A 26,494-nucleotide genomic window follows, 5' to 3' on the forward strand; every position below is an offset into this window, starting at 1 on the left:
GTTCGGATTCTGCCGCGGATCCTGCGGGCTCATCGCCGCGGAGCGATAGCGGCTGCCTCGCGCCGCCATGCGGGCATGGCGCAGCCGCGACAGGCCGATGACGTGACCGACGGCGAAGCGGGCAATGCCGAGCGGACCGCCGCGCAATCCGAACTGTGCGTTGGCCCTGTTGGGCAGCAACACTGTCACAATCGCAAGAACCGCGCCGATCAGCGTCAATCGCAAGCCTGGTCTCGACATCACCGCTGAGCTGAGCACTGCGCTGTCCTCCCAACACGCATCGCGTCGCAGGGAGTAGACGCGCCGGGGAACCAAATGTTCCGCGGCGCAGCCCGTCATTCCGGGGCGCGCCTCTTGGCGCGAGCCCGGAATCCATTGGGTAGCGACAATGGTGGCACGATGGATTCCGGGTTCGATGCTTCGCATCGCCCCGGAATGACGATCGAACGAAGCCGCGAGCGCAAGCCTCACTGCGGCTTTTGCGGCACCACGACGGTCTGGCCGGGATAGATCAGGTTTGGATTGCGGATCTTTTCGCGGTTGGCATTGAAGATCACCGCGTAGCGGGCGCCGTCGCCATAGGCGTGACGGCTCAGGGCCCAGAGGCTGTCGCCCTTGGAAATCACCCTGCTGCCGCTGGCCTCTGCTGGTGTGGTGATAAGCGCCTCCGCAGGCGAGGCCGCTGCAACGGTCGCACCTGCCGCCGGTACGCGCGCCATGGACTTCGGTTTGGGCGTACCCATCATCCGCGGCCGAACCGCCGATCGTTCCGGGGTCGAGGCCAGATGCGGCGCCGGGAGCGAGGCGACGACGTCCGACTTGTCGTCAGGTTTTGTTTCTTGCGGCTTTGCCTCGGGCTTCGCGGCCACAGCGACACGCGCCGGCGGCGGCGCGGGTTCGGCAATCGTGACCGGCATGGTGCGGCTGGATTGCATGACGGTGCCGTCGGGGGCTTTGGCACGCAGCGCCAGCTCGTAGCTGCCGGCGGGAAGTTTTGGCGGGGTCATCACGAACTGGCCCGACGCGTCGGCCACCACGCTGTCGAGCGGCTGGCCGTCACGCAGCAGCTCGACCGTGGCGCCCGGTGCGGCCTGGCCCGCGATCACGGCGGCCTCGCCCTGAGCGTCGACGCGGGCGACGTCGAAACGGGGACCGGTGTCCGCAGCTGAAGGCTGCGGCTTGGCCGGTGCGACATCACCCAGCGCCGCGACCTGCTTCTGGGTCTCGGCCAGCGCGCCCGCCTTCGGCGCATCGGCGGTTACAGGCGAGGCGGACTGCGCGGGTGCAACCGCGGCCAGCTTCGGTTCGTCCGTCTTCGGTTCTGTCTTCGGTTCTGTCTTGGCCTCAACCTTGGTTTCGGCCTTGGTTTCGACCTTGGCCTCGACCTTGGGCTGGTTTTTGCCCTCAGCCTTCGCCTCGGGCTTCGCGACCCCCGCCATTTCGGTGTTCGTGCCATCAGGCAGCATGTGGCGCAGCTCGGTCGGGCCGATCACCAGCACGGTGCCGACCAGAGCAAGCAGACAGAATGCGATGAAGGCCTTGGTTGCGGTGATCATCAGTCCTCAAGCCTTGATCAAAAATCTCTGGGTCGCAAATCAGCCTCGGCAAATTGCGCCGTTTTGGCTGCGGCAGCAAGACGTTCGAAGGGATGAACCGAGCCGGCCCTCTCGGCGTCAAACCAGCGAGGCCGCATCACCCATTCTGGCGGCCATTTTTTAGGAATTTCGTCATGACCGCATTTTGCCGCGCCGCGCCATGGCTGGCGCTTGCCCTGGCACTCGCCGCCACCCCGGCGCTTGCCGCCTCCGGCCCGCCGCCGGGATTTGTCCTCAGCGACGATGCCGACCTCGCCTTCACCTCGCCCGACGGCGCCACCAAGCTCGAACAGTACGTGAAGGACGCCGGCGATTGGGAGGTCAAATGGCAGGTCTGGGCCCGTCGCGGCGATCAGATGACCGAGCTGAAGCCGGAGCAGGGTTATGGGGCCGGCTTCCGCTTCACCGCGGACTCGCAATGGCTGGTACGGATGCAGAAGACCGGTTCGGGCGAGCAGGATCTGTTTCTCTATCATGCCGAGAACGGCACCTTTGTCGGCGCGACCAGGAAATCGCTGAGCGATCTCGCCTGGGCCTATTTCTACGGCCGGCCCGAGACAAAGCACTTCGCCAAGCTCGACTTCCACATCTCGGCCAATCTGCTGAAGGGCACGGAAAAGGCCTATCGCTGGCTCGGCGTCGATTGGCCCAACAACCGCTATCTCGTGATCAGCCTCGCCGGCCAATACGACAAGCATCCGAAAAACACCATCATGAAGGGGCTGGGCGGCTGGCAATGCCGCTACGATCTGAAGACCGGGACATTCGACGTGCCCGAGATCTTCGCCAAGGAGAATGCGGAAGCGCTGAAATGGGAAGTGAAGCGGGAGTGAGAGGACACAGTTGTAGGGTGGGTTAGACAGACAGCGACTGCGCAAAGCGCAGTCGCTGGCGTAACCCACCACTTCTGTCTCCGCGGAGATGAAAGAGGTGGGTTACACCCTGCGAACCGCGCTTTGCGCGGTCGCAGGGCTAACTCACCCTACAGGACCCGTGTCTAACGGCGCCGTGCCAAGCCTCTGATCTTGTTCCGATTCATAGTTCCCTAACCCTCAATGGTAACGGGGTCTTGTCGGTTTTGCTGCATCCTGCATCCCAAGGGAGAGCTGGGATGGGCGCATCAATCCGATGGACCGCGCGACTGCGCGTGCTGCTTCGCCAATGGCGCGGCGCGCCGCTGACGTGGCTGATCGTCGGCGGCTTCGTGCTGATGGCCGCGACCGCTGTCGGCACCGCGCTCACCGTCGACCGCTTCCGCAAGAACGCCATCGAGAGCGGTCGCGACAGCCTGGAAAGCTCCGTCCGCCTGCTGGCGCGCCATTTCGACCGCGAGTTCGAGGATTTCGCGGTGCTCCAGAAGAGCATCATCGCGGAACTCGAGAGCCACGGCATCGAATCCGCCGATGTCTTCCGCAGCGAGATGGGCACGCTCGCCGTGCACGAGGTGCTGCGCACCAAGGCCAGCGGCTGGTCCGACATTGCCGGCGCCAATGTGTTCGATGCGCGCGGCGTGCTGATCAACTCGACGAAGCGCTGGCCCGTCGCCGACATCTCGGTGTCGGATCGCGGCTATTTCATCAAGCTCAGGAATGATCCTGCGGCGCAGGAAGAGGTCGAGGTCGTACCCGGCCGGTTCGGCACTGGTCCGGCGATCGTGATGGCGCGGCGCGTGTCGGGTCCGCATGGTGAATTCCTCGGCATCGTCACGCGCGCGATCGCGCCGGAGCAGATCGAATCCTTCTTCGCCTCGACCGGGCTCGGCGAGGATTCCTCGGTCGCGATGTACCACCAGAGCGGCCAGCTGCTCGCGCGCATTCCGCATGTCGAGGCGATGATCGGGCAGAACTATCGCATCGGTTCGGCGCAGCAGAAGGCCGTGTTCCAGCACACCTCCATCACGACCAGGCTCACCAGCCCGATCGACGGCAAGGACCGCATTGTCGCCTCGCGCCTCCTAAGCGGCGAGCCGCTCGTGATCATCGCAACCAGGTCGCTGGACGCAACGCTCGCCACCTGGCGCACCCAAACCAAGTTCTTCGTCACCGTGGCCGTGCTGTCGATCGGCCTGCTCGTGCTCACCCTGTTCCTGATCTTCCGCCAGGTGACCAACCGCCTCTCGCTGGAGAAGCAGCGGCTCGACACCGCCATGAACACGATGACGCAGGGGCTCCTGATGTTCGACCAGGACGAACGGCTCATCGTCTGCAACCGCCGCTACATCGACATGTACCGCCTCTCGACCAATGCGGTGAAGCCCGGGGTCCATTTCCGCGACGTGATCCAGCATCGCGCCGACACCGGCTCGTTCGAGGGCGACGTTGACGAATATTGTGACAGGATCCTGAGCCAGGTCGGGCTGACGCAGAGCAGCATCGTCGAGACCTCCGATGGCCGCCTGATCGAAGTCAAGAACCATCCCGGCGCGGCCGGCGGCTGGCTCGCCACTCATGACGACGTCACCGAGCGCGTCCGGGCCGACGAGCGCATCGCCCATATGGCGCATTACGATGCGCTGACCGACCTGCCCAACCGCGTGCTGATGCGCGGCCATCTGGAGCGCCGCGTCGCGGAGCTGGCCCAAGGCAAGCCGTTTGCCATCCTCTATATCGACGTCGACGAGTTCAAGGGCGTCAACGATTCGCTGGGACACGAGGTCGGCGACGAATTGCTGCGCCAGGTCGCAAGCCGCCTGCGCGCCTGCGTCAGCGGCAACGATCTGGTGGCGCGGTTAGGGGGCGACGAGTTCGCGATCGTCAAGGCCGGCACCTCCGACCAGGCCGGGCTGAGCGCGCTGGCCGAACAGATCCTGACATCGCTGCGTATGCCGGTCGATTGCAAGGGCCAGGAGATCACGACCGATGCCAGCATCGGCATCGCGATCGCGCCCGACCATGGCGACATCATCGACGAGCTGCTCAAGCGCGCCGATCTCGCAATGTATGCGGCGAAGTCGGAAGGGCGCGGCACCTTCCGCATCTTCGTGCCCGAATACGACGCCAAGGCGCGCCAGCGCCGCCAGCTCGAGCTCGATTTGCGCCAGGCGCTGGCCCGCGGCGAGTTCGAGGTGCATTACCAGCCGCTGGTCGATCTCTCCGCCAATGTCGTCACCGGCTGCGAAGCACTGCTGCGCTGGCGTCATCCGGAGCGCGGCATGGTCTCGCCCGCCGACTTCATTCCGGTCGCTGAGGACACCGGCCTGATCGGCGAGATCGGCGAATGGGTCTTGAAGCAGGCCTGCCTCGAGGCCGCATCATGGCCCGGCGACATCCACATTGCGGTCAACGTCTCGCCGGTCCAGTTCCGCTCCAAGACGCTGGCGCTGAAGGTTGCGGCTGCGCTCGCCGAGTCGGGTCTGGCGCCGGAACGGCTCGAGCTGGAAATCACCGAGACTGTGCTGATCCGCGACGACGAGGAGGCGCTGACCGTCCTGCAGCAGCTGCGCGAGCTCGGCGTGCGCATCGCGCTCGACGATTTCGGCACCGGCTATTCGTCGCTGAGCTATCTGCACCGCTTCCCCTTCGACAAGATCAAGATCGACCGCAGCTTCATCAGCGATATCGGCGAACCAGAAGATTCCTCCCCGATCGTGCAGGCCGTGGTGCACATGGCCGCCGCCCGCCACATGGCGACGACGGCCGAGGGCGTCGAGACCGAAGCCCAGCGCGAGGTGCTGCGGCAGCTCGGCTGCAGCCAGATGCAGGGCTGGCTGTTCAGCCCGGCGATCCCGGCGGCGAAGCTGAAGCAATTGCTGTCGAAGCAGGCGGCCGCGGCTTGAGCCTATTGCCCCGCCTGCGGTTTTCGGACCATCGCCGCCCCCGTTCCGAAAATAGGATCAAACCTCGCACATTGCCGTTATCGCGCTGCTGAGGCGACCGGGAACTCCGGCCGATCGGGAATTAGTCAACATTGCATCACGCGCATCGCAGGCGGCTTGTCGTCTGCGAACGGGCGCGCGTGCACATCGAGCGAGGCGATATGGCGATCGTGACTTTCAGGATGATTCCTCTCATAGCAGCCGCAGCCATGGTCGGCCTCGCCGCGCAGGCGCGCGACGACGGTCGCTTTGCGAACTCCCCCCTCAAGGGCTGGTTCGAGAGCCTGCACAGCAAGGGCGGCGGTCCCTGCTGCGCCGATGCCGACGGCACGGCGCTCGACGACGTCGATTGGGAGACGCGAGGTGGACACTATCGCGTGAGGATTCTCGGTGACTGGATCGAAGTGCCCGATGACACCGTGATCACCGAGCCGAACCGCGTCGGGCGCACCATCGTCTGGCCTTATTACGTCGGCGGCCGCACCTTGATCCGTTGCTTCATGCCCGGCAGCATGACGTGAGGCTTTCGGCTCGTAGCTCGTAGGGTGGGTCAGCCCTGCGACCGCGCAAAGCGCGGTTCGCACGGCGTAACCCACCTCTTTCCGCGGAGACAAAATTGGTGGGTTACGCCAGCGACTGCGCTTTGCGCAGCCGCCGTCTAACCCACCCTACGGACTGCCCGCGACTGCTTCACCGCATCTTGTATTCGCGCGGCGCTGCCATATCTCATCGGCATGATGAAGCTCACACGCGTTCAGGACCACGCCATTCAGGCTCTGATGGCCGGCATTGTCGGCGCCGAGGCGTTCGACCACGTCTTCGCGGGCATCCGCTTCGACGAAATCGAGGGCACGATGCTCTACGCCTTCGCCAGGAACGAGGACGTCGCCTCCGACATCGAGGACAGCTACTCGCCGCTCATCGCCGCCGTGGCCTCGCGCGTGCTGAACAAGCAGGTCGACGTCGTCGTCGTGATGCCCAAGGTCTTGCAATAGAGGTCTTGCAATAGAGGTTTTGCAATAGCGTCTTGACGCAGCCCCCGCCTGCATCGGCCGGGGCGTGACCTCGCGATATTTCCACGCTACCCTCTTGTCTCAAGAGCAAGAGGAAACGCCAATCGTGTACGACTACATTATCGTGGGCGGCGGCTCGGCGGGGTCCGTGCTGGCCCACCGGCTCTCCGCTGGGAGTGCCAACAAGGTCCTGCTGTGCGAAGCCGGACAGGACACGCCACCCGGCAACGAGCCGGCCGAGATCAGGGACAGCTATCCGGGCACCGCCTATTTCGACCCGCGCTTTCACTGGACCGAGCTCAAGGTCACGACCCAGGTCGTCAGCCACAACAATCCGCACGAAGCGCGTCCGCCCATGCGCAAATACGAGCAGGCGCGCGTGCTCGGGGGCGGCTCGTCGATCAACGGCCAGATGGCCAATCGCGGCGCACCGACCGACTACGACGAATGGCAGACGCGTGGCGCGGAGGGCTGGGCATGGGCCGACGTGCTGCCCTTCTTCAAGAAGGTGGAGCGCGACCTCGATTTCGACGGGCCGTATCACGGCAAGAACGGCCGGATTCCCGTGCGCCGCATTCCCCGGGAGCACTGGACCAAGCATTCGCAAGCGGTCGCCGATGCTTTCGATCAAGCCGGCCATCCCTATGTGGCAGACCAGAACGGCGAGTTCGTCGACGGCTATTTCCCGGTGACGCATTCCAACGAGGCCGAGCAGCGCGTCTCGGCGGCGATGGGCTATCTCGACCGCGACACCCGCAAGCGCGCCAATCTCACGATCTCCACCAACACCGAGGTCAGAGAGCTGCTGTTCGAAGGCACGGCCTGCGTCGGCGTGAAAGCCATGATCGATGGCCGCGAGCAGGAATTCCGGGGCCGCGAGATCATTCTGTCCGCGGGCGCGATCCATTCGCCCGCGCATCTGTTGCGCGCGGGCATCGGCCCGGTCGGCCACCTCAAGGACATGGGCATTCCGGTGCGGATGGGGCTCGCCGGCGTCGGCCAGCGCCTGATGGACCATCCCTCGATCTCGCTGTCGTCCTTCGTTCGCCGCGGCGCGCGCATGAACGAGCACACCAGGCGGCAGGTGCAGCTCGGCCTGCGCTATTCGTCGGGGCTTTCGGGCGTGCCGAAGGGCGACATGTTCGTCATCGTGCTCTCCAAATCGGCCTGGCACGCGGTCGGCGAGCAGATCGGCTCGCTGCTCACCTTCGTCAACAAGACCTATTCGGAGACGGGGCAGGTCAAGCTCGCCTCGCGCGATCCCACGGTCGAGCCGATCGTCGAGTTCAATCTGCTGTCGGACCGGCGGGACCTCGACCGCCTGATGAGCGGCTTCCGCAAGATGGCCGCCATTCAGATGAGCGATATCGTCAGGCAGGTGACGGACAAGCCGTTTCCGGCCGCTTACACCGACAGGGTCCGCAAGATCGGCGTGGTCAACACCAAGAACAAGATCCTGACCAGGATCGCCGCGATCCTGATGGATGGGCCGGCGGCGCTGCGTCACTATCTGATCGACAATTTCGTGGTCGAGGGCTTCACCTTCGATGACGTGATCAACAATGACGAGGCGCTGGAAGCTTTCGTGCGCAAGGCCGCCATCGGCGTGTGGCACGCCTCCTGCTCGTGCCGCATGGGCCGGGCCGACGATCCGATGGCGGTGGTGGACACGCAAGGCCGCGTCAAGGGCATCCAGGGCCTGCGCGTCGTCGACGCCTCGATCTTCCCGGTGGTGCCGTGCGCCAACACCAATTTTCCGGTGCTGATGTCGGCGGAGAAGATCGCGGCGGCGATGATGCAGTGATACGCAGCGGGGACAGTGGCGCGAATTACTGGACCTCGGCGACCTTCGGTCCAGATGACGGCGCGACTGCCGGCAGCACGATCACTTTGGCTCCGACTTTCACCCGCTCATAGAGGTCCACGACGTCGTCATTGGTCAACCGGATGCAGCCGGACGAGACCCGCTTGCCGATCGTATCGGGCTTGTTGGTGCCGTGGATTCTGAATTCGGTCTCGCCGAGATACATCGCTCGAGCGCCGAGCGGGTTGCCGGGACCGCCTGCCATGAACCGCGGCAGATAAGGCTGACGCACCAGCATCTCTGCAGGCGGACGCCAATCCGGCCATTCCGTCTTCCGGGCCACCGTCTGCTCGCCGGACCAGGTGAAACCTTCGCGGCCAACACCGATGCCGTAGCGCAGGGCCTGGGTGTCGTTCAGCACGAAATAGAGGAATGTGTTCTTGGTATCGACGATCACGGTGCCCGGCGCTTGGTGGCTGGCGTAGTCAACCACCTGCCGGACGAATGCGCCGGGACCGTCAGCGGCCTTTGGTGGTTCGACCAGAGGCGCCGGGGTCGGAATCGGAGCTGGGGCCGGAGCCGGCGCCGGCGCGGATGCATGAGCTGGAGCTGCCACGTAGACGGGCGTCGACGACGCGAGGGCCTGGTGCGCGGCCGGCTTCCGTATCGGCTGAGCGCTCTCCGGGCCGGACAGCAAGCCGTAGCCCAATGCGGCGACGGCGACGGCGCCGATTGCGACCCGCGCGGCCATGGGTAGTGCGACGGTCTCCGCTTTTCCACGCTTGGCCCGCTTACCCATGACTCTCCCCGGATCACGCTACGAGGGGAGAGGTACCCAGCAAAATTTAACAAACTTCAAAGCGATTTCGCCTCGGCCTGGAACCGTTAACGGCTGATAACGACGAGCCTACGCCGCCCGGAGATCGCCGACAAAGCGGTCGACGTCGCGCTTGAGATCGTCAGACAGGCGCGCCAGCATCTTGGCGGAATCGAGCACCTCGCCGGCGGCGGCACCGGTCTGCCCGGCCGCCTGCGACACGCCCGAGATATGCCGCGAGACTTCGTTGGTGCCTTGCGAGGCCTGCTGCACGTTGCGCGCGATCTCGCGCGTCGCGGCGCCCTGCTCCTCGACTGCCGCCGCGATCGCGGCTGCGATCTCGTTGACGCGCTGGATGGTGGTGCCGATCGACTGGATCGCGGTCACCGACAATTTGGTGGCGCCCTGGATCGCGGCGACCTGGCCGGTGATCTCTTCCGTCGCCTTCGCGGTCTGCGTGGCCAGGTTCTTGACTTCGGACGCGACTACCGCGAAGCCGCGGCCGGCCTCGCCGGCGCGCGCGGCCTCGATGGTGGCGTTGAGCGCGAGCAAATTGGTCTGCTCGGCAATGCCCGTGATCAGCGCGACGACATCGCCGATGCGCTGGGCGGCGTCGGCCAGCGCCTGCACCTCGGTGTTGGTGCGCTCGGCTTCGCTGGCGGCGGCGCCCGCGATGCTGGAGGATTCTGCGACCTGGCGGCTGATCTCGCTGATCGAAGCCGACAGCTCTTCCGTCGCCGCCGCCACCGTCTGCACGTTGGAGGAGGCATCGCCCGACAGGCTGGCGACGGAGGCGGCCTGGGACGAGCCCTGCTCGGCGGTCGAGGACATCGACTGCGCGGTGGCATTCAGCTCACCCGAGGCCGAGGCCAGCGTGTGCAGCGATTCCGTGACAGTCTTTTCGAACTGCTCGATCAGCCGGTCGATGGCGAGCTGGCGCCGCTCCTTCTTGGCCTGCTCGGCCGCCTTTTCCTCGCCGAGGCGGTCGCCCGTGATCATGTTCTCCCTGAACACCGACACGGCACGCGACATCTCGCCGATCTCGTCGCCGCGCTCGATGCCTGCGAGCTCGATCTCATAGTCGCGCTCGGCGAGCTTTTGCATCGCCTGCGTCAGCTTGCGGATCGGGGTCGAGACGCGGCTCCGAACCAGGATGAAGCCGAACACCGTGATGGCGAGCGCCACCAGCATCATGGCGCCGTTGAAGGCGAGGCTCCATATCGCGGCCGTCTTCTGCTGCCCGGCGCGGGCGACCATTTCGGCAAGCGCCGCCTGGCCGGCCTCGACATAGAAATTGAGGATGGCGGTGTTGAGCTTGGCAAGCTCGACGCCCTTGATGTCGATGGTCTGGTTGTTGCTCAGCGCCTTGATGAGCCCCTGCTGGCGCTCGACCATGGCAACGGCATCGGCAGCCTTCGAACGCGCAATGACGTCGGTGAGGCTCGCCGGGGCGTCGGCGCGTCCGGCCGCATCCTGCACCTGGCTCCATGCCTGCTTGGCACGGCCGCCGTCCTCGACCGCCCCGACGATGTCTTGGGCGGTCCAGGGCTTTGCGGCGGCGCCTGCGGCCTCGAGACGGATCGCGATGAGGCCGCCGAAATTGCGTGCGGCCCAGGCCGACTGCTTGACGCCCAGCAAATGATCGACGACGGGGTCGGTGAGCTTGAGCGCGTTCTCGAGATCGACGGTCAGCGCGAGGATGGCGTCGAGATAGTCCGCCGCCGTTTTCCGGAACTCGTCGGCCAGCTTGGTGTCGCGCGCCGCCTTCGGGTGATGGATCAGGCCTTCGGCCTTGGTCCGCAGCGGCATCAAGGCATCATGGAGCGCAACGAGCTTGCCCAGGAGGCCGGCAAGGCGGGAATCGGACACGCCGTCGAGGCGTTCGAGCACGCTCTTGTAGGCCGCTTCCGACGTCTGCCGGTTGGCCGCGATTCGGTCATCGGCTGCGGAATTGGCCGGCTCTTCGGCAACCAGCGCCGACAGGAAGGTGCCGCGCTCGATCCGGAAGCCGAGCAGAGCCGTGAAGAGCTGCTGGTCAGTGCCGGCATAGCGCTCGACCTTTTGCGCGGCGCTGTTGCGCTCGATCGCACCGAACAGCCCGCTTGCGAGCTGCCCGACCAGGAACAGGCCGAGGACACCGATGATGGCGCCGAGAACAGAACGAATCGAAGGATTGCCGAACAATGCCATAGGGAGCGCGGCCTCTGAATCAGAAAACGATTCAGAAAAATACCGCGCCGCTCCTAAGATTTGGTTCACCAGCTTACCCACGCGCGAGACGAGTTGAATGGCACCCGCGCGGATGGATGTTCAGACGGTATTCAGGCCCTCGCCTGGAATGTCACTGTCGTCCGGCCCGGATCTCAGCGAACTCGGCGTCCGGGTGGGTCACGATCGTGGTGAACATGATACCGCTGATGATCAGCGACCAGGCGGTGTCCCAATAGATCCAAAACACTTCCAGCCTCCGTTTTACCAGCCTCCGTTGTGCCCTCGGCCTGCAGGACCGGGGTAACGGCGCGAAGGGGCTGCCGTTCCCTGACGATCGCGTGGCCGGGGCCTGCGACTTGAGCAGTAGCAGGCAAAGCTTAGCGCTTTGATGTGTTGGTCGGCGAGACCTTGCGGCCGGTTTGGTCGGCTTGAGCGGTGTGGCGCTTTGCCACGACATCTTCATCGCGAGCGCCTTCGTGCGGACGCGGCGGCGGCTTGGGCTGGCCGGCCTGGCCGCCGTGCTTGCCGCCCATGTCGGGCTTGCCTTCGAGGTCGTTTTCGCGGGGCATGCCGGGTCAATGCACACCGCCGGCAATGGTTCGCGCACTATTTGCGCTGTGAACGAGTTCACAGCCGCATCGCTTTTTGCGGTGCAGAATGGCCAGAGCGCACCGATGTCTCGAGCGACGGATTTGGCCTGATGCGGAAGCAACTCGTCGCCTGGACCATCCTCACCTCCACCATAGTGGCGGTCGCCGTGTGGACCGTGCTCGGACCGCCCGACCATGCGGCAACGCCGCATCTGCACTCGCGCGACCTGACGGGGGCGGTGCGCTAGCTCCGACCAGAAGAAACGATGCATTTTCGGCATCGATCGATCCGATCTGGATTTTGGTGCAAGGGAATGCCAGCCGCTATCCTCTGCCGCAAAACGATAACGCCACATCGGGAGGACGCCCTTGATCGGACCGGGACGCCAAGTCACATCGAAACTGCCGCGCGCTGCGATCGCGACCACCCTTTTTACCACTCTTGCCCTCGTCTTGGGAGCCCGTGCCGGCATGGCCGAAACCTTCGCCTATGTCGGCAATGCCGACAGCAACGACATCAGCGTGTTCAAGATGGCCGACAACGGCGAGATGACGCTGGTAGAGACCGCCGCCTTCACCGGCATCGAAAAGCCCGGCGCCTCGACGCCGCTCGCAATCACGCCCGACCACCGCGTGCTGATCGCCGGTGTCCGTTCGCAGCCGTTCCAGGCGGTGAGCTTTGCGATCGACCCGAAGACCGGCCTCCTCAACCATATCGGCAACGGGCCGCTCGCCGACAGCATGGCCAACATCGCGACCGACCGCGGCGGCAAGGTGCTGTTCAGCGCCTCCTATGGCGGCAACAAGGTCGCGTTGAATCCGCTTCCTGCGAACGGCGTCGTCGCCGAGCCGAGGCAGGTGATCCCGACCGGGCCGAACGCACACGCCTTCCTGCCCTCGCCCGACAACCGTTTTGTGTTCGCAACCAATCTCGGTTCGGACCAGGTGCTGCGCTTTGCGTTCGATGCCAGCGCCGGCTCGCTGATGCCGAGCGAGCCTGCTGTCAAGACGCCGGAGAAATCCGGGCCGCGGCACTTCGTGTTCCACCCCGATGGCAAGTTCGTCTATCTCATCCACGAGCTGAACGGCGACGTCGCGGCGTACAGCTATGAGGCAGGGAGCGGGGCCTGGAGCGAGATCCAGCGCACCACCGCGCTGCCGGAAGGCTTCAACGGAAAAGACTCTGGTCAGAAACCTTGGGCCGCCGACATCCACATCACCCCGGACGGTCGCTTCCTCTATGCTTCCGAGCGCACCACCAACACGCTGACCGCCTACAAGGTCGATGCGACATCGGGCAAGCTGACCACCGTCGGCAGCGTGCCGACCGAGAAGCAGCCGCGCGGCTTCAACATCGATCCGACCGGCCGCTACCTCGCCGCGGTTGGCGAACTCTCCGACGCCATGACCGTCTACAGCATCGATCAGAGCAGCGGCGCGCTCAGCAAGTTGAAGTCCTATACCCCCGGCAGGAAGCCGAACTGGGTGGAGTTTTTGACGTTGCAGTGAGGGAGCTTTCTCTTACGCTCCCCTGGGGGGGCGCCTCCAGGGAAGGGGGAACGAGAGCGAACCTCTTCGTTCTTGCAGCGACCAATTCAACAGGGGGCATCGCGCCGCCTGCGCTGCGGCATTTCTGATCCGGTCAGCCCATGGCCCAGTGCTGCCGCTTCTGCTATCGATGCAAGCCTTCATGCGGCCAACCGGAATGACCGATGCGTTCATTGCCTGCGCGTTCCCTGTCCCAGACCTTCGTTGCCCTTGCCGGCCTCGCGCTGATCTCTGTCCAGCCGGTGCGCGCGGCCGATGACGACGCGCCCAAGGGGCCGGCGGTCACGGTGTTGAAGGCGGCCAAATCCTGTTTCTCCGACATCGTCGAGGCCACCGGCACGATCATCGCGCGCGAGGAGACCTCGGTGCGGCCCGAGCGTCCGGGGCTGAAGGTGACGGAGGTGCTGGCCGAGGCCGGCGACACCACGACGGCCGGCCAGATGCTGGCGCGGCTGGCGCTGCCCGAAGGCGGCACGCTCCAGGTCACCGCGCCCGTGGCCGGCGTGATCGCCACCTCGACCGCACAGATCGGCAACCTCGCCTCGGCCAAGGGCGAGGCGCTGTTCACGATCGTGGCGCGCAGCGAATACGATCTCGTTGGCCTGGTCGCGACCACCGACATGCGCAAGCTCGCGGTCAATCAGCCTGTCACCGTGCGCATTGCCGGCGCCGGCGATATCGACGGCAAGGTGCGCCGCATCGGTCCGACCGTCGAGCCGAACATCCAGCAGGGCATGGTCTATATCGGCATCTCTTCCCCACAGAAGCGGCTGCTGCTGAATGCGAGCGGCCGCGCGCTGATCAAGACCGGTCAGAGCTGCAATGTCGCGGTGCCGCTCACAGCGGTGCAATATTCATCCGCCGGCACCGTGGTGCAGGTGATCCGCCGCAACCGCGTCGAGACCAAGCGCGTCGAGATCGGATTGATGTCGGGCGGCAATATCGAGGTCCGCGACGGCCTCGTCGAAGGCGACATCGTCGTCGCCCGCGCCGGCGCGCTTCTGCGCGAAGGCGATCCGGTGCGGCCGGTGATGGCGAGCGAGGCCGCGAAGTAGGGCGCGCGTCATCCGTCATTGCGAGCGTCGCGAAGCAATCCAGAGTCTTTCCGCGGAGGGATTCCGGATTGCTTCGCTGCGCTCGCAATGACGATGGAGAGGTAGACGTGCCCCAAGCACGATGTCGTAGGGTGGGCAAAGCGGAGCGTGCCCACGTCTTTCTCGCAAAGTATTGGAAAGATGGTGGGCACGGCGCGTTGCGCCTTTGCCACCCTACGAGAGCGGAGAAAATCTAACCGCCGGCCTGGTCGAAATGCACGTCCTCGAGCAGCGAGGATGACACGGTCGGGACCTGGTCGCCTTCGGAAGCGCGGGAGATGGCGACGCGGGTCTTGTTGAAGACGCTTTCGGCGGTGCCCTGCGCATTGAGGTTGTTGAGCAGCTCGCTGACCAGCGTCGAGTGCTCGCCCTTGCCGTCGTCGGCGACCTTGCCAGGCGACGCCGAAGTCAGGATCAGCGCATTGTCGGGCGTGCCGATCGGCGCGAGACCGTGCGAGTAGGACCGGAAGCGACGCTCGTAAGGGTTACGGCGCGAGGCATCGACGACGACGAGCTTGGCCTTGGCACCCTGCTCCTTCATCATCTCGAGCACGCCCTCGATAGAGACGCCCTGGCGGCGCACGTCGCTTTCCTTCCAGATCACGGCATCGACCGGCAGCATGTAGCTTTCGCGGCCGGCCTGCACGCCATAGCCGCCGAAGAACAGCATGACGGTGGTGTCGCGCTTGATCCGGGACTTCAGCCGATTGACGGCGCGGACCATGTCGTCCTTGCTGGCGTCTTCCACCATGTCGACGTCGAAACCGTTCTTGCGCAGACTGGAGGAGAGCGCGCGCGCGTCGTTGATCGACTGCGTCAGCGGCGCGCTGGCGTCGGGGTAATGACCATTGCCGATGACAAGCGCGAGACGCGAGGTCTGGCCGACCGAGCCGGTGACCTCGGTCGAAACGGCCTTGGCGGCGTCGAGCGCACGCATGTTGAGGGCAGCATGGGCGCCGATCGCCAGCGACACGGTGCCGATCAGGGCCGCGGCGAACGCAATCGAGCGTCTGGAAATGTCGAGCTGCCTAAGATTCATCTCGCTTCATTCCTGTCAGTGCCAAAGACCTGCCAAGCGCGCGCACACTGTTTGAGTAGCGCGATGGCGTCTTTAGGTTTGAGGGATCGGCCGGGGGAGTGCCCCCGAATTGCGCGCAATTTGCGGCGCCGCACCAAACAAACCCTTAACCCGAGATCGCCAGCCCGGCAATAGACCATCCAAAATTTGACCTAAGCCGCTGAAAATATTGGGTGATTTCTCTAACGAGATTCCCGCTTTTTGGTTCCCCCGTAGCCTTCCGGGGACTGATCATGCAGCTCCTGTGCCGCCTTTTTCGTGACGCTGATCACATTTGTATTTCCCGCGAATCCGGGTAGCTTTTTCAACGACTTGCGGGGGCGGGTCGCAGGCCTGCCTCCGGAAAAGTCCCCCGCGACCAGGTATTTCATGAGCTTTCATTATTTCGCAGGTGCCGCGTGCCGGGCGCTGACAGCCCGCAAGGACAGCCCCTCGCTTTACGACGTCTGCGATCCCGTATTGTCGGGTCCTGCCAGGGGCGATCCGCATCTGGCAAAATTCTACAAGACTGCGCTCGGCAATCCCGCGCTGCGCCTGCTGCTGCGCCGTGCCGGCCTCCCCGAGCTGCGCGGCGAGGCGAAGCTCGCCCGGTTGCGCGAGGCTCTGGTCCGCGCCCGCGACGATACCGAGCCCGACTGGACGGCGGTCGGCGCGCCCATCGCCGAGCTCGTCGACACCATCGCGCTCGACCATCCCAAACCGCCGCCGGCCGCCTTCGTCGGCGCGATGCCTGCCCCGGCACAGATCGACGGCATCATCCGCGATTGCGCCCAGCATCTGCTCGGCTCTTACCGCAAGAACGGTTTCCTGCCGACCTATGCCGCCTTCAACCTGATCGGCGATCCCGACTTTCGCGGGCGCGAGCTGATCATGGCGCTGTCAGGATTGAATGCGCGCGGCTACAAGAACTCCTCGCTGCTGTTCAACCTCGCCCGCGTCTTCATCGCGCGCTCGCCGGCCCGCGCCGTGGTCAATCCACCCTGGCGAGGGGTCGCCGAGCCGATGTGGGAGCCGGTGCAGATCCGCCACCGCTCGGCCTATTACGATGCGTTCTTCATCGAGGCGCTGCTCAGCTATGTCGAGAGCGGGCTCGCCGCACCGGCGGACAAGATCGCGGCCGAGCGCGCCATCGCCGACATGGTCGATTTCTGCGTCAATATCAGCCGCGAGGAAGTCGAGGGGGCAGGCGGCGCGCGCTTCAACGTCATCACCGCTCTGGCACCGGCGCCGCATCCGCGCTTTTCGCGCTATTTCGCCCAGATCAAGCAGGACCTCGGCTTCGGCGTCTATGTACCCGACTGCGACACCACGGCGTGCTCGATCTCGGCAGCGACGCAGGCCGGCTGCCTCGATGCGATCATCGACCAGCCGCTCCTGGATTTTTACGCCACCTACCAGGTGCATACGGGCGTCAACGAGCCGCGCGTGACGGTGCCGCTCAACGATAACATCGACTACGAAGGCGGCGTTGCCACCTGGATCGACAATCTCAAAGGCGAGCGTCCCTACGGCAACGATCTCGATCCGACGCTCAATCTCGACATTCTCGAGGTGAGCTTCCGCAACCTCAAACGCTGGAAGATTCTGGAGACGCCGGCGCGGCTCGCGACCCTGCATCGCATCATCGGTTTCCAGAAGCGCCTGGCTGCGAGCGGCGCCTTTTCCAATCCGCGCTCGCACATCTATTATCTGCCGGAGCTCTACAGCGCCTATTTCGGCCGCTGCTATGCGGCCTTCCTGGCGTTGCCGCTGGCAGCGCAGGCCGCAATCGATCCCGCCGGCGATTTCGACGTCATCCGCCATCGCGTGCTCTCCTACGTCAAGGGCGAGCTGATGGCCGCGGAGATGAACGTGTTCGACGCCGCGCTGGCGCTGATCGCGCTCGGCCATCTCGGTGCCGATCCGCGCGCCTTCGCGCCGGCGCTGAATGTGATCGTCAACGCGACAGGCGAGGGCGGCCGCCGCGGCCCGTTCCGCGCCTATGAATGGAACAAGATGAAGACCCCGACGCGGATTCTGGTCGGGGGGCCGGAAGTGACGTCGGCCTTCGTGCTGATGGCGCTGGCCGTGGCGAAGCGGGCGATGGCGCGGGGGTAGGTGTCGTAGGGTGGGTCAGCCCTGCGGACTGCGCGAAGCGCAGTTCGTTGGGCGTAACCCACCACTTCTGTCTGCCGTGGAAACGAAAGAGGTGGGTTACGGCTTCGCCTAACCCACCCTACGAGATCGGCCGCGATGACGGGAAATTGAAAGCCTCGCTGTTCGGCATAGGCTGGCTGTGTGGCCCAAAGCCGACCACAATTGCGCGGCTTATCAAGGTGTTCTTGAGACAATGCGGACCGGCACGTTGCGAAAATTCCTGATTGCGCTGTCCTTGCTCGGCTTGCCTTCGCTGGCGCTGGCCGCCGACATCACCGGCACCGCGAAGGTTCGCGATGGCGATTCCGTCGTGATCGGCACCACGCGGATCCGGCTCGGCGGCATCGACGCGCCCTCGGCGGACCAGCTCTGCCTCAACACCAAGAGCGAGCGCTGGACCTGCGGCGTCGCCGCGCGCGACGAGCTCGCCAAATACACCGAGGGCAAGAATTGGGTCTGCCATGCCCGCTCGATCGACCGGCGCGGCCGCACCGTGGCGCGCTGCGAGGTCGGCGGCGAGGACATCCAGAAATGGCTGGTGCGCAACGGCTGGGCGCTTGCCTATGTCCGCCTCTCCAAGGACTACGAGGCGGACGAAGCGGCCGCGCGTGAAGCCAAGGCCGGGATGTGGCAGGGCGCCTTCATCGCGCCCTGGGACTGGCGCGTGCGCAACAAGAAGACTGCAATCCTGGGCGCCACCAAGCCGCCCGAGGGCGCCCATGCGGTGCTGCTCGCCTCGGCCTCCGGGCCGGTCGCGCCCTCGCCTGACTGCACCATCAAGGGCAACGTCAATTCGTCGGGCGAGTGCATTTACCATCAGCCCACCAGCCGCTGGTACGCCCAGATCAAGATGAAGATCAGCAAGGGCACCCGCTGGTTCTGCTCGGTCGAGGAGGCGGAGGCCGCCGGCTGCCGGGAGACTAAACGATAGAGCATGGTCCGGACCCGAAGGGCCGCGTTAGCGCAAAGTGTGATGCGGTTTTCCGGCAAGACCATGCTCACAACAAAAAGCCGCCCCAGACCTGCGTTTTGCGGACTTTTCTCAAGGCTCCCAGCCGCGTAGAAGAACAAATCAGCGACCCACCAGACAGTCTTCACGACACAAGGAAGATAGCAATGACCGTTCGCGCGGGCCGGGAATTTCTGGCCATCCCCGGACCCACCACGATGCCCGACGCGGTGCTGCAGGCGATGCATCGTCCGGCGATCGACATCTACTCCAGGGAGATGCTCGAGCTGACCGAAAGCCTGCTCCGCGACATCTCTGGTCTGTTCGCAACCAAGGGCAAGTCCTACATCTACATCGCCAACGGTCACGGCGCCTGGGAAGCCGCACTGAGCAACGTGCTGTCGCGCGGCGACAAGGTGCTGGTGCTGGAGAGCGGACGCTTTGCCATCGGCTGGGGCAATGCGGCAGCGCTGATGGGCGCCGAGGTCGAGGTGCTCAAGGGCGACTGGCGCCGCGCGGTGCGCCCGCACGAGGTCGAGGAGCGGCTGCGCCGCGACACCGAGCACAAGATCAAGGCTGTCGTCGTCGTCCAGATCGACACCGCCTCCGGCGTGCAGAACGACATCGAGGCGATCGGCAAGGCGATCAAGGCGGCCGGTCATCCGGCGCTGTACATGGTCGACACCGTGGCCTCGCTCGGCTGCATGCCGTTCGAGATGGATAAATGGGGCGTCGACGTCGCGATGTCCGGCTCGCAGAAGGGCCTGATGACGCCGCCCGGCCTCGGCTTCGTCGCTGCCAGCGCCCGCGCGCAGGAGGTCCACAAGAAGGCCAACATGTCCACGCCCTATTGGAGCTGGAGCGAACGCGAGGGCACCGAGAACTACCGCAAATATGCCGGCACCGCTCCGGTGCATTTGCTGTTCGCGCTGCGCAAGGCGATCGACATGCTGCACGAGGAAGGGCTGGAGAACGCCTACCGTCGCCACGCCTTGCTCGGCGAAGCCGCGCGCCGCGCGGTCGGCGCATGGACGGAAGGCCAGGTGCTCGGTTTCAATGTTGCCGAACCGCATGAGCGCTCCAACACCGTGACGACGGTGACCATGACCACCGGCCACGACCCCGCGGTGCTGCAACGCTATTGCAAGGAGAAGTGCGGCGTCGTGCTCGGCACCGGCATCGGCGACCTCTCCGGCCAGGCCTTCCGCATCGCCCATATGGGCCATGTCAACGCGCCGATGCTGCTCGGCACGCTCGGGGTCATCGAGGTCGGGCTGAATGCGCTGAAGATCCCGCATGGCAAGGGCGGGCTCGAGGCCGCGGTGTCTTATCTTGGCGAGCAGGTGGGGGCGTAGGGCTATGCGCAGCCCCATGTTCGGTGTCGTCCCGGCGAAGGCCGGGACCCATACCGCGTGATCTATCGACGGAGGTCGCAGTACCAAAGCCCTTTTCACTCCAAGTCTTCGCCGAACTTCTCCCTGGGGTTATGGGTCCCGGCCTTCGCCGGGACGACGGCGGAATGTCTGGCTACGGCCTTGGCACACGATAGGCTTCGATCTGCGCCTTCAGCTCATCCAGCGACATCAGCGGCTTGTTCGGGTCGATCCTGTATTCCCCGCTCGCCAGCCACTGCAACACCTTCGCATCCACGTCAGGCGAATGGTGGATGACGTCGCCGTAATTTCTCAAATCGTGCGTCACCGCCTTGATCGCGCGGAAATCGTGCAGGCGCGCATTGGGCAGCTGCGTCAGGCGCTGCGCGATGACAGCGGTGAGATCCATGACGATCTTCAACGTCCCGGGCGAGGCGTCGCGCATCGCGACGAATTGCAGGATGGAGTATGGCGGGAAATAGACGTCAAACGTCACGTCGGGATGACGCGTGATCAGGCCCACGGCATCCTGCTCGAAATGCCTGATCATGGCCTCATAGCCATAGCCCTCGCCGAGGAAACGGCTGCGCACGGGACTCGTGATGTAAGCGAAGGCGGCAAGCGTCTTCTTCGCATTGTAGTCTCGCGCAATGTCCAAGTCCCGCGGCAGCGCATAGATGTCGTCGACATCAGCCAGCGCGAACTTGACCGGCAGATAAGGCGCCGCCTGCGTCAGCGGCTGCTTCAACGGCGGGATCGATCGCAACAGCATGAACAGGGATTCCTTCGCCATCGCCGCGCTGAACAGATAGGACGCTATGCCTTTCGTCGTGCTGCGGTAGAGATCGACGGGGAGATAAGGATCGGCCTCGATGTCGGCGGCATCGACGAAGATGAAATCATCCATCTCCCAGATCACGCGCTTGGCACCGCGGGCGATCGCCTGGTCCAGCACGAAGCTTTGCTGGCGCGAATTGGATCCGGTCATCGCCAGCTTGAGCGAATGCACGCCGAGCGCGCGATCGATGTCGCTCTGGCGGAAATGGATGGCGAGCGAGGTGCCGATGAAGGCGGTGTCGAACGCCTGGCTGCGGATCAGGCCGGCATTCTGCACGCGCGTGTCGTCGGAGTAGAAGGCCAGCCGCGAGGGGCGGAACAGCTGCAGGGGATCGACGAGATAGGTGAGCAATGCTGCGCCCAGCACGCAGGCGATGCTCGCGAGCAGAAGACGCCGTAAATGTGTGAGCGGCATGCGCATCAGAACCGGAAATAGATGAATTCGCTGTGGCTCTGGATGCCCAGAATGCCGAAGGCGAGCACCAGCGATGCACCGTAGAGCAGCAGCGGCCGCACGCGCCCCGCCCGCAACGCCTCGCCCACCCCACGATTGCCGTGATCATAGCCCATGATGGTTTGCGTGTTCGGCGCCAGCCAGACCAGAGCGGCATAGACGGCAATCAGCACCATTGCGGCGACCTCTTCGCGGCCGAAGACGATATTCGAAGGATCGGCCATGGCGCGGAGCACGCGCAGCGCCCAGTCGATGCTCACGGCGCGGAAGAACACCCAGGCGATGACGACGGCCAGGAACGTCAGCACGGCGCCGGCCATGCGGGCCGGGCGCGCAAGGGCCGATGGGATGCCTGGCACCAGCGCATTGAAGGCGTGATTGACGCAGAGATAAGCGCCGTGCAGCGCACCCCACGCCACAAAGGTCCAGGCCGCACCGTGCCAGAGGCCGCCGAGCAACATCGTGATCATCAGGTTGACGTAGCGCAGCAGAGGGCCACGCCTGTTGCCCCCGAGCGGGATGTAGAGGTAGTCGCGCAGGAATTGCGACAGGGTCATGTGCCAGCGACGCCAGAACTCGACGAGGCTGGTGGCCTTGTAAGGCGAGTTGAAATTCACGGGTAAGAAGATGCCGAACATCAGCGAGATGCCGATCGCCATGTCGGAATAGCCGGAGAAGTCGAAATAGAGCTGGAAGGTGTAAGCGAGCGCGCCAAGCCAGGCCTGGTCAAAGCTCGGCGAGCGCGCCTCGAAGGCGAGTGCGACCAGCGGCTGGATGCCGTCGGCAAGGCAGGTCTTCTTGAACAGGCCGATCGCGAAGACGATGATGCCGCACAGGATCAGATGCGCGTCGGGATGCTTGGTCTGCTTCCGCTCGAATTGCGGGATCATGTCCTTGTGGTGGAGGATCGGCCCCGCGATCAGATGCGGAAAGTAGGTCACGAACAACGCGTAATGCGGCAGCGCGCAGGCCGCGACGTGCCTGCGATAGGCGTCCACGAGGAACGCAATCTGCGTGAACGTGTAGAAGGAGATGCCGACGGGCAGCAGGACGTGGACCGCCAAATGCGTGCCGAGCAGTGCGTTGATGTTCTCGGTGGCGAAGCCGGCATATTTGAAGATGCCGAGCACGAGGAGATCGCCGGCAACGCCGAGAATGACCGCGGCTTTTCGTTGCGAGGGGCCGAGCTTCGCCACGATGAGGAGATGGCCAATGCCGTAGTTGAAGGCGATCGAGAGCAGCAACAGGGCCACGAACTGCCAGTTGCCGATGGCATAGAAGGCGAGCGAGGCCAGCGCCAGCCAGATCACCGGCGCAAGATTGCTGCGCCGCCCCAACCGGAAATAACCGGCCAGCGCGACGGGCAGGAACAGCAGGATGAACGGATAGGAGTTGAAGAGCATCAGGCTGAACCGGCGGCGGGATATCGAGCCTAAAGCATAGAAGGGACCGATCAACAACCCGGCGAGGTGAAGCAGCGGCGCTGGCAATTGGTGAATTCAGGACGATATAAGGTGGAACACACTTCTCAATGAGGATCGAGTGACCCAGGCCAAGACAGCTTCCCAGCCCCCCGTCGCCCCGCGCCGGCCGCATTCCTTCACCCGGCACGGCATCACCGTGAGCGACGACTATGCCTGGCTGAAGGACGCGAAATGGCAGGAGGTGCTGCGCGACCCCAAAGTGCTCGATCCTGACATCCGCAAATATCTCGATGAGGAGAACAGCTACACCGAGAGCCTGCTCGGCCATACCGCACCATTGCAAAAGATGCTGGTGCGCGAGATGCGCGGGCGGATCAAGGAGGACGATTCCAGCGTGCCGTCGCCGGACGGGCCGTTCGCCTATTTCCGCAGGTTTCGCGAAGGCGGGCAGCACGAGCTGTTCGGCCGCATGCCGCGCGATGGCGGCGTTGAGCACATCGTGCTCGACGGCGACGAACTGGCAAAAGGCCACAAATATTTCAAGTTCGGCGGCAGCCGCCACTCCAACGACCACAAGCTGCAGGCCTGGAGCGCGGATACCAAGGGCTCGGAATATTTCACGATCCGCGTCCGCGACTGGGCGAGCGGCGAAGATCTCGACGACATCGTCGAGGAGACCGACGGCGGCGTAGTCTGGAGCAAGGACGCCAAAAGCTTCTTCTATGTGAAGCTCGACGACAATCACCGGCCGATGCAGGTGTGGCGCCACAAGCTCGGCACCAAACAGGCCGACGACACGCTGGTCTATGAGGAGCAGGATGCCGGCTGGTTCACCCATCTGCACGAGAGCACCAGCGGCCGCTTCTGCGTGATCGCCGGCGGCGATCACGAGACGTCGGAGCAGCGGCTGATCGATCTCGCCAACCCCGAGGCGCCGCCATGCTTGGTCGCGGCGCGCGAAGAGGGCGTGCAATATTCGCTCGCCGACCGCGGCGACGAACTCTTCATCCTGACCAATGCGGATGATGCCATCGATTTCAAGATCGTGACGGCGCCGCTTGGCTCGCCCGATCGCAAGAACTGGCGCGACCTGATCCCCTATCGCCCCGGCATCTACATCATCGACCTCGATCTCTATGCCGGTCATCTGGTGCGGCTGGAGCGCGCCAACGCACTGCCGTCGATCGTGATCCGCGATCTCGCCACCGGGCAAGAGCACGCGATCGCCTTCGACGAGGCGGCCTATTCGCTCGACACGATGGGCTCCTACGAATTCGACACCACGAATTTGCGCTTTGCCTATTCGTCGATGACGACCCCGTCGGAGGTCTACGATTACGACATGGCCAGAAGGACGCGCGTGCTTCGCAAGCGTCAGGAAATCCCGTCAGGCCATAACGCGGCCGATTACGTCACCACCCGCATCATGGCGAAGGCGCATGACGGCGCCGAAGTACCGGTCTCGATCCTCCATCGCCGCGGCCTCAAGCTCGACGGTACGGCGCCGCTGCTGCTTTACGGCTACGGCTCCTACGGCATGGCGATGCCGGCCTCGTTCAACGCCAACCGCCTGTCACTGGTCGATCGCGGCTTTGTCTATGCCATCGCGCATATCCGCGGCGGCGCCGACAAGGGCTGGGGCTGGTATCTCGACGGCAAGCGCGAGAAGAAAACCAATTCGTTCGACGACTTCGCCGCCAGCGCCCGCGCGCTGATCGATGCGAAATACACCAGCGCCAAGCGCATTGTCGGCCATGGCGGTTCGGCGGGCGGCATGCTGATGGGCGCGGTCGCCAACCGCGCCGGCGAATTGTTCGCGGGCATCGTCGCGGAAGTGCCGTTCGTCGACGTGCTCAACACCATGCTCGACGACACGCTGCCGCTGACGCCCCCCGAATGGCCCGAATGGGGCAACCCGATCGAGAGCGAAAAGGATTTCCGCACCATCCTGTCCTATTCGCCTTACGACAACGTCGCGGCGAGGGAGTATCCGGCGGTGTTGGCGATGGGCGGATTGACCGATCCGCGCGTCACCTATTGGGAGCCCGCCAAATGGATCGCTCGGCTGCGCGCGACCATGACAGGCGGCGGCCCGGTGCTCCTGCGCACCAACATGGGCGCCGGCCATGGCGGCGCATCAGGCCGGTTTGACCGGCTCGATGAAGTCGCGATCGTCTATGCGTTCGCGCTGTGGGCGACGGGAATGGCGGAGGCGTGAGGTGGAGCAATGGCAGCAGCCTCGTAGAGCCTGTGAGTCATTTCCGCATTCGATATTAAAGAGTGGGTAGCGCCCGCGCTGATGTCGGGGGCCGTCGATGTCGAACCGCCGGGGGATGGCTGTGCTGTCTATGCTTTTGCCAGTTGGTGTCCTTGCAGGATGTTGTTGGTGAGGGCGTACCAGAGCACGACGGCACGGACCTTCTCGATGCCGCGCACGGTCAATTGCCTGAGGTCCCAGTTCCGCCACCGGGCATGGATGCATTCGCAGATCGTGCGGGCTTTGTACTGTGCCTTGCCGGCTTCGCTGGCCATGCGGGCCCGCCAGGCCGCGACGCCAGGACCGTCGCTGCTCCGAGGTAAAAAGGGATCGACACCGCTCCTGGAGTTGGGCGGAGGACAGTAGACCTCGACGCCTTCACCGTGCGCCCATTCGATGTCCTCGCCGCTGCAGAACCCGCCATCGGCGAGGTAGCGACGCGGCAAGCGCTTCAGCCGAGTGCGCGTTCGCTCCAGCATCGGCCGCATCAAGCCGCGATCTGATCCGTTGTTGTCGATGTCGACCGTGACCACGATCAGTTCGCCGGCCGCGCTGGCCACCTGCACATTGTAGGCGGGGCGGAAGCCGGCATCTGCCATCTTCATCACCCTTGCCTGCGGGTCGGTGGTGGAGGCCCGGGGCTCCTTCGGCTTTTTGCCATTGCCGCCTTTTTCGTCGAGTTGCTTGCGCTTCCGCTTGATCTCGTCCAAAGCCCTCTGCGCAGCCTGCACCCGCTCACTGCGTTCGCGTGCCGCGCGCTCTCTGGCCGCCCTGATACGCCGGCTGCTGGCTTCCGGATCCGCATCGACCTCGCGCTTGAGCTCTTCCACCACAGCCTTCGCTTGGGCCATCTGCCGGCCGAGCGTTGCCTCCCGCCGGAACGAGCCGGCCCCCGCATTCGCCCGTATCCGCACCCCGTCCTGGGTCAGCTTCTCCAGATCAATCAGCCCTGCCTCATTCAGAGCCACCAGATGTTCGACCAGCAAACGGTCCAGCAGGTCCGCGCAGCCGACCCGGAAATCCGACAGTGTGTGATAGTTCAAAGACACGCCGCCGCAGAGCCAGCGGTAGACGTCGTGACTGTCGCAGAGCCGATCCAACGCCCGCGCGCTGCCAACGCCATCGCTCGTGGCGTACAGCCAAAGCGCCAGCAGCAGCCGGGGTGATGGCGCCGGATGGCCCGGCCTGTTTTCCCGTGCCTTAACCCGATCTTCCAGCTCGCTCAGGTCGAGCCCCTCGACATAAGCCCAGATCACCCGGGCCAGATGATCCTGCCCGATCAGGCTGTCGATATCGACCGCCCGCAATTCGACCTGATTGCGCACGGGCTCGCGCAGCCGAGGTGCACCCCGCGGCACCGCTTCGGTTCGTGGCGCCGACTGATCCGGCAATTCGCCAAAAAGTCCCTCGTCAGCCATCATCCTCTCCAGCAGATCAGTCTGCCTAGAGAATCACATTCGCCCGACACGCGGTACAAAAGATTCACAGTCTCGTAGGGTG

The 26,494-nt window shown here is 64.6% G+C and carries 20 protein-coding genes and 1 pseudogene; 12 read left to right on the plus strand and 9 right to left on the minus strand.

The window, feature by feature from the left end; translation table 11 throughout:
* A pseudogene (locus tag AOQ71_RS47355) lies at positions 1 to 219 on the minus strand (Spy/CpxP family protein refolding chaperone); the annotation flags it as partial.
* Between the two features lie 248 nt (positions 220 to 467).
* Positions 468 to 1,556, minus strand: coding sequence for a LysM peptidoglycan-binding domain-containing protein (locus AOQ71_RS06890; RefSeq protein WP_057743550.1), 1,089 nt, complete (start codon positions 1,554 to 1,556; stop codon positions 468 to 470).
* A gap of 173 nt (positions 1,557 to 1,729) precedes the next feature.
* On the opposite strand from AOQ71_RS06890, the gene AOQ71_RS06895 reads away from it, so the two are divergent.
* The 5 genes from AOQ71_RS06895 to AOQ71_RS06915 all read left to right on the plus strand — a co-directional run bounded on the left by AOQ71_RS06895 (position 1,730) and on the right by AOQ71_RS06915 (position 8,226).
* Positions 1,730 to 2,428 carry a hypothetical protein gene (locus tag AOQ71_RS06895; RefSeq protein ID WP_057743554.1) on the plus strand — a complete coding sequence of 233 codons (699 nt, stop codon included), beginning with the start codon at positions 1,730 to 1,732 and terminating at the stop codon, positions 2,426 to 2,428.
* A gap of 278 nt (positions 2,429 to 2,706) precedes the next feature.
* Complete coding sequence (locus AOQ71_RS06900; RefSeq protein WP_057743557.1) at positions 2,707 to 5,370, plus strand: bifunctional diguanylate cyclase/phosphodiesterase; 2,664 nt, start codon at positions 2,707 to 2,709, stop codon at positions 5,368 to 5,370.
* A 200-nt stretch (positions 5,371 to 5,570) separates the two neighbouring features.
* The gene (locus AOQ71_RS06905) at positions 5,571 to 5,930 is read left to right on the plus strand and encodes a hypothetical protein (RefSeq protein WP_083514013.1); all 360 of its coding nucleotides are present in this window, start codon (positions 5,571 to 5,573) and stop codon (positions 5,928 to 5,930) included.
* 213 nt (positions 5,931 to 6,143) lie between these two features.
* Positions 6,144 to 6,404, plus strand: a complete 261-nt coding sequence (locus AOQ71_RS06910) for a hypothetical protein (protein WP_057743561.1) — start codon at positions 6,144 to 6,146, stop codon at positions 6,402 to 6,404.
* Positions 6,405 to 6,528: 124 nt separating this feature from the next.
* Positions 6,529 to 8,226, plus strand: coding sequence for a GMC family oxidoreductase (locus AOQ71_RS06915; protein WP_057743564.1), 1,698 nt, complete (start codon positions 6,529 to 6,531; stop codon positions 8,224 to 8,226).
* A 25-nt stretch (positions 8,227 to 8,251) separates the two neighbouring features.
* Here AOQ71_RS06915 and AOQ71_RS47360 read toward each other — a convergent pair whose 3' ends face one another.
* The 3 genes from AOQ71_RS47360 to AOQ71_RS06930 all read right to left on the minus strand — a co-directional run bounded on the left by AOQ71_RS47360 (position 8,252) and on the right by AOQ71_RS06930 (position 11,823).
* On the minus strand, positions 8,252 to 9,025 hold the full coding sequence (locus AOQ71_RS47360) for a L,D-transpeptidase (protein ID WP_057743568.1): 774 nt from the start codon (positions 9,023 to 9,025) through the stop codon (positions 8,252 to 8,254).
* A gap of 108 nt (positions 9,026 to 9,133) precedes the next feature.
* The gene (locus AOQ71_RS06925) at positions 9,134 to 11,233 is read right to left on the minus strand and encodes a methyl-accepting chemotaxis protein (RefSeq protein WP_057743573.1); all 2,100 of its coding nucleotides are present in this window, start codon (positions 11,231 to 11,233) and stop codon (positions 9,134 to 9,136) included.
* 398 nt (positions 11,234 to 11,631) lie between these two features.
* Positions 11,632 to 11,823 (minus strand): hypothetical protein, encoded by a 192-nt coding sequence (locus AOQ71_RS06930; protein ID WP_057743576.1) that lies wholly within the window; start codon positions 11,821 to 11,823, stop codon positions 11,632 to 11,634.
* Between the two features lie 131 nt (positions 11,824 to 11,954).
* Between AOQ71_RS06930 and AOQ71_RS44865 the strand changes: the two genes are divergently transcribed.
* The 3 genes from AOQ71_RS44865 (at position 11,955) to AOQ71_RS06940 (ending at position 14,447) form a co-directional block, all read left to right on the plus strand.
* A complete protein-coding gene (locus tag AOQ71_RS44865; RefSeq protein ID WP_157083410.1) occupies positions 11,955 to 12,092 on the plus strand; it encodes a hypothetical protein in 138 nt (45 codons plus the stop codon).
* A 223-nt stretch (positions 12,093 to 12,315) separates the two neighbouring features.
* Positions 12,316 to 13,353, plus strand: a complete 1,038-nt coding sequence (locus tag AOQ71_RS06935) for a lactonase family protein (protein ID WP_245316764.1) — start codon at positions 12,316 to 12,318, stop codon at positions 13,351 to 13,353.
* A 203-nt stretch (positions 13,354 to 13,556) separates the two neighbouring features.
* On the plus strand, positions 13,557 to 14,447 hold the full coding sequence (locus AOQ71_RS06940; RefSeq protein ID WP_057743584.1) for an efflux RND transporter periplasmic adaptor subunit: 891 nt from the start codon (positions 13,557 to 13,559) through the stop codon (positions 14,445 to 14,447).
* Positions 14,448 to 14,679: 232 nt separating this feature from the next.
* On the opposite strand, the gene AOQ71_RS06945 is transcribed toward AOQ71_RS06940, so the two are convergent.
* Complete coding sequence (locus AOQ71_RS06945) at positions 14,680 to 15,525, minus strand: caspase family protein (RefSeq protein WP_057743589.1); 846 nt, start codon at positions 15,523 to 15,525, stop codon at positions 14,680 to 14,682.
* Between the two features lie 408 nt (positions 15,526 to 15,933).
* Here AOQ71_RS06945 and AOQ71_RS06950 point away from each other — a divergent pair, with 408 nt between their 5' ends.
* The 3 genes from AOQ71_RS06950 (at position 15,934) to AOQ71_RS06960 (ending at position 20,004) form a co-directional block, all read left to right on the plus strand.
* A complete protein-coding gene (locus AOQ71_RS06950; RefSeq protein ID WP_057743594.1) occupies positions 15,934 to 17,661 on the plus strand; it encodes a hypothetical protein in 1,728 nt (575 codons plus the stop codon).
* Positions 17,662 to 17,893: 232 nt separating this feature from the next.
* Positions 17,894 to 18,631: a thermonuclease family protein gene (locus tag AOQ71_RS06955; RefSeq protein ID WP_057743597.1), complete on the plus strand. Its 738-nt coding sequence runs from the start codon at positions 17,894 to 17,896 to the stop codon at positions 18,629 to 18,631.
* 185 nt (positions 18,632 to 18,816) lie between these two features.
* Positions 18,817 to 20,004 (plus strand): pyridoxal-phosphate-dependent aminotransferase family protein, encoded by a 1,188-nt coding sequence (locus AOQ71_RS06960; protein WP_057743600.1) that lies wholly within the window; start codon positions 18,817 to 18,819, stop codon positions 20,002 to 20,004.
* Positions 20,005 to 20,176: 172 nt separating this feature from the next.
* Here AOQ71_RS06960 and AOQ71_RS06965 read toward each other — a convergent pair whose 3' ends face one another.
* Both AOQ71_RS06965 and AOQ71_RS06970 read right to left on the minus strand, forming a co-directional pair.
* Positions 20,177 to 21,280, minus strand: a complete 1,104-nt coding sequence (locus AOQ71_RS06965) for a hypothetical protein (protein WP_057743603.1) — start codon at positions 21,278 to 21,280, stop codon at positions 20,177 to 20,179.
* A complete protein-coding gene (locus AOQ71_RS06970; RefSeq protein ID WP_057743641.1) occupies positions 21,280 to 22,716 on the minus strand; it encodes an MBOAT family O-acyltransferase in 1,437 nt (478 codons plus the stop codon). The genes AOQ71_RS06965 and AOQ71_RS06970 overlap by 1 nt, the downstream gene beginning before the upstream one ends.
* A gap of 139 nt (positions 22,717 to 22,855) precedes the next feature.
* Between AOQ71_RS06970 and AOQ71_RS06975 the strand changes: the two genes are divergently transcribed.
* On the plus strand, positions 22,856 to 24,955 hold the full coding sequence (locus AOQ71_RS06975) for a S9 family peptidase (protein ID WP_057743606.1): 2,100 nt from the start codon (positions 22,856 to 22,858) through the stop codon (positions 24,953 to 24,955).
* Positions 24,956 to 25,083: 128 nt separating this feature from the next.
* On the opposite strand, the gene AOQ71_RS06980 is transcribed toward AOQ71_RS06975, so the two are convergent.
* Positions 25,084 to 26,415 (minus strand): IS1182 family transposase, encoded by a 1,332-nt coding sequence (locus AOQ71_RS06980; protein ID WP_057742559.1) that lies wholly within the window; start codon positions 26,413 to 26,415, stop codon positions 25,084 to 25,086.
* Positions 26,416 to 26,494 lie beyond the last annotated feature (79 nt).

This window comes from Bradyrhizobium manausense (assembly GCF_001440035.1).
Taxonomy (GTDB): Bacteria; Pseudomonadota; Alphaproteobacteria; order Rhizobiales; family Xanthobacteraceae; genus Bradyrhizobium; species Bradyrhizobium manausense.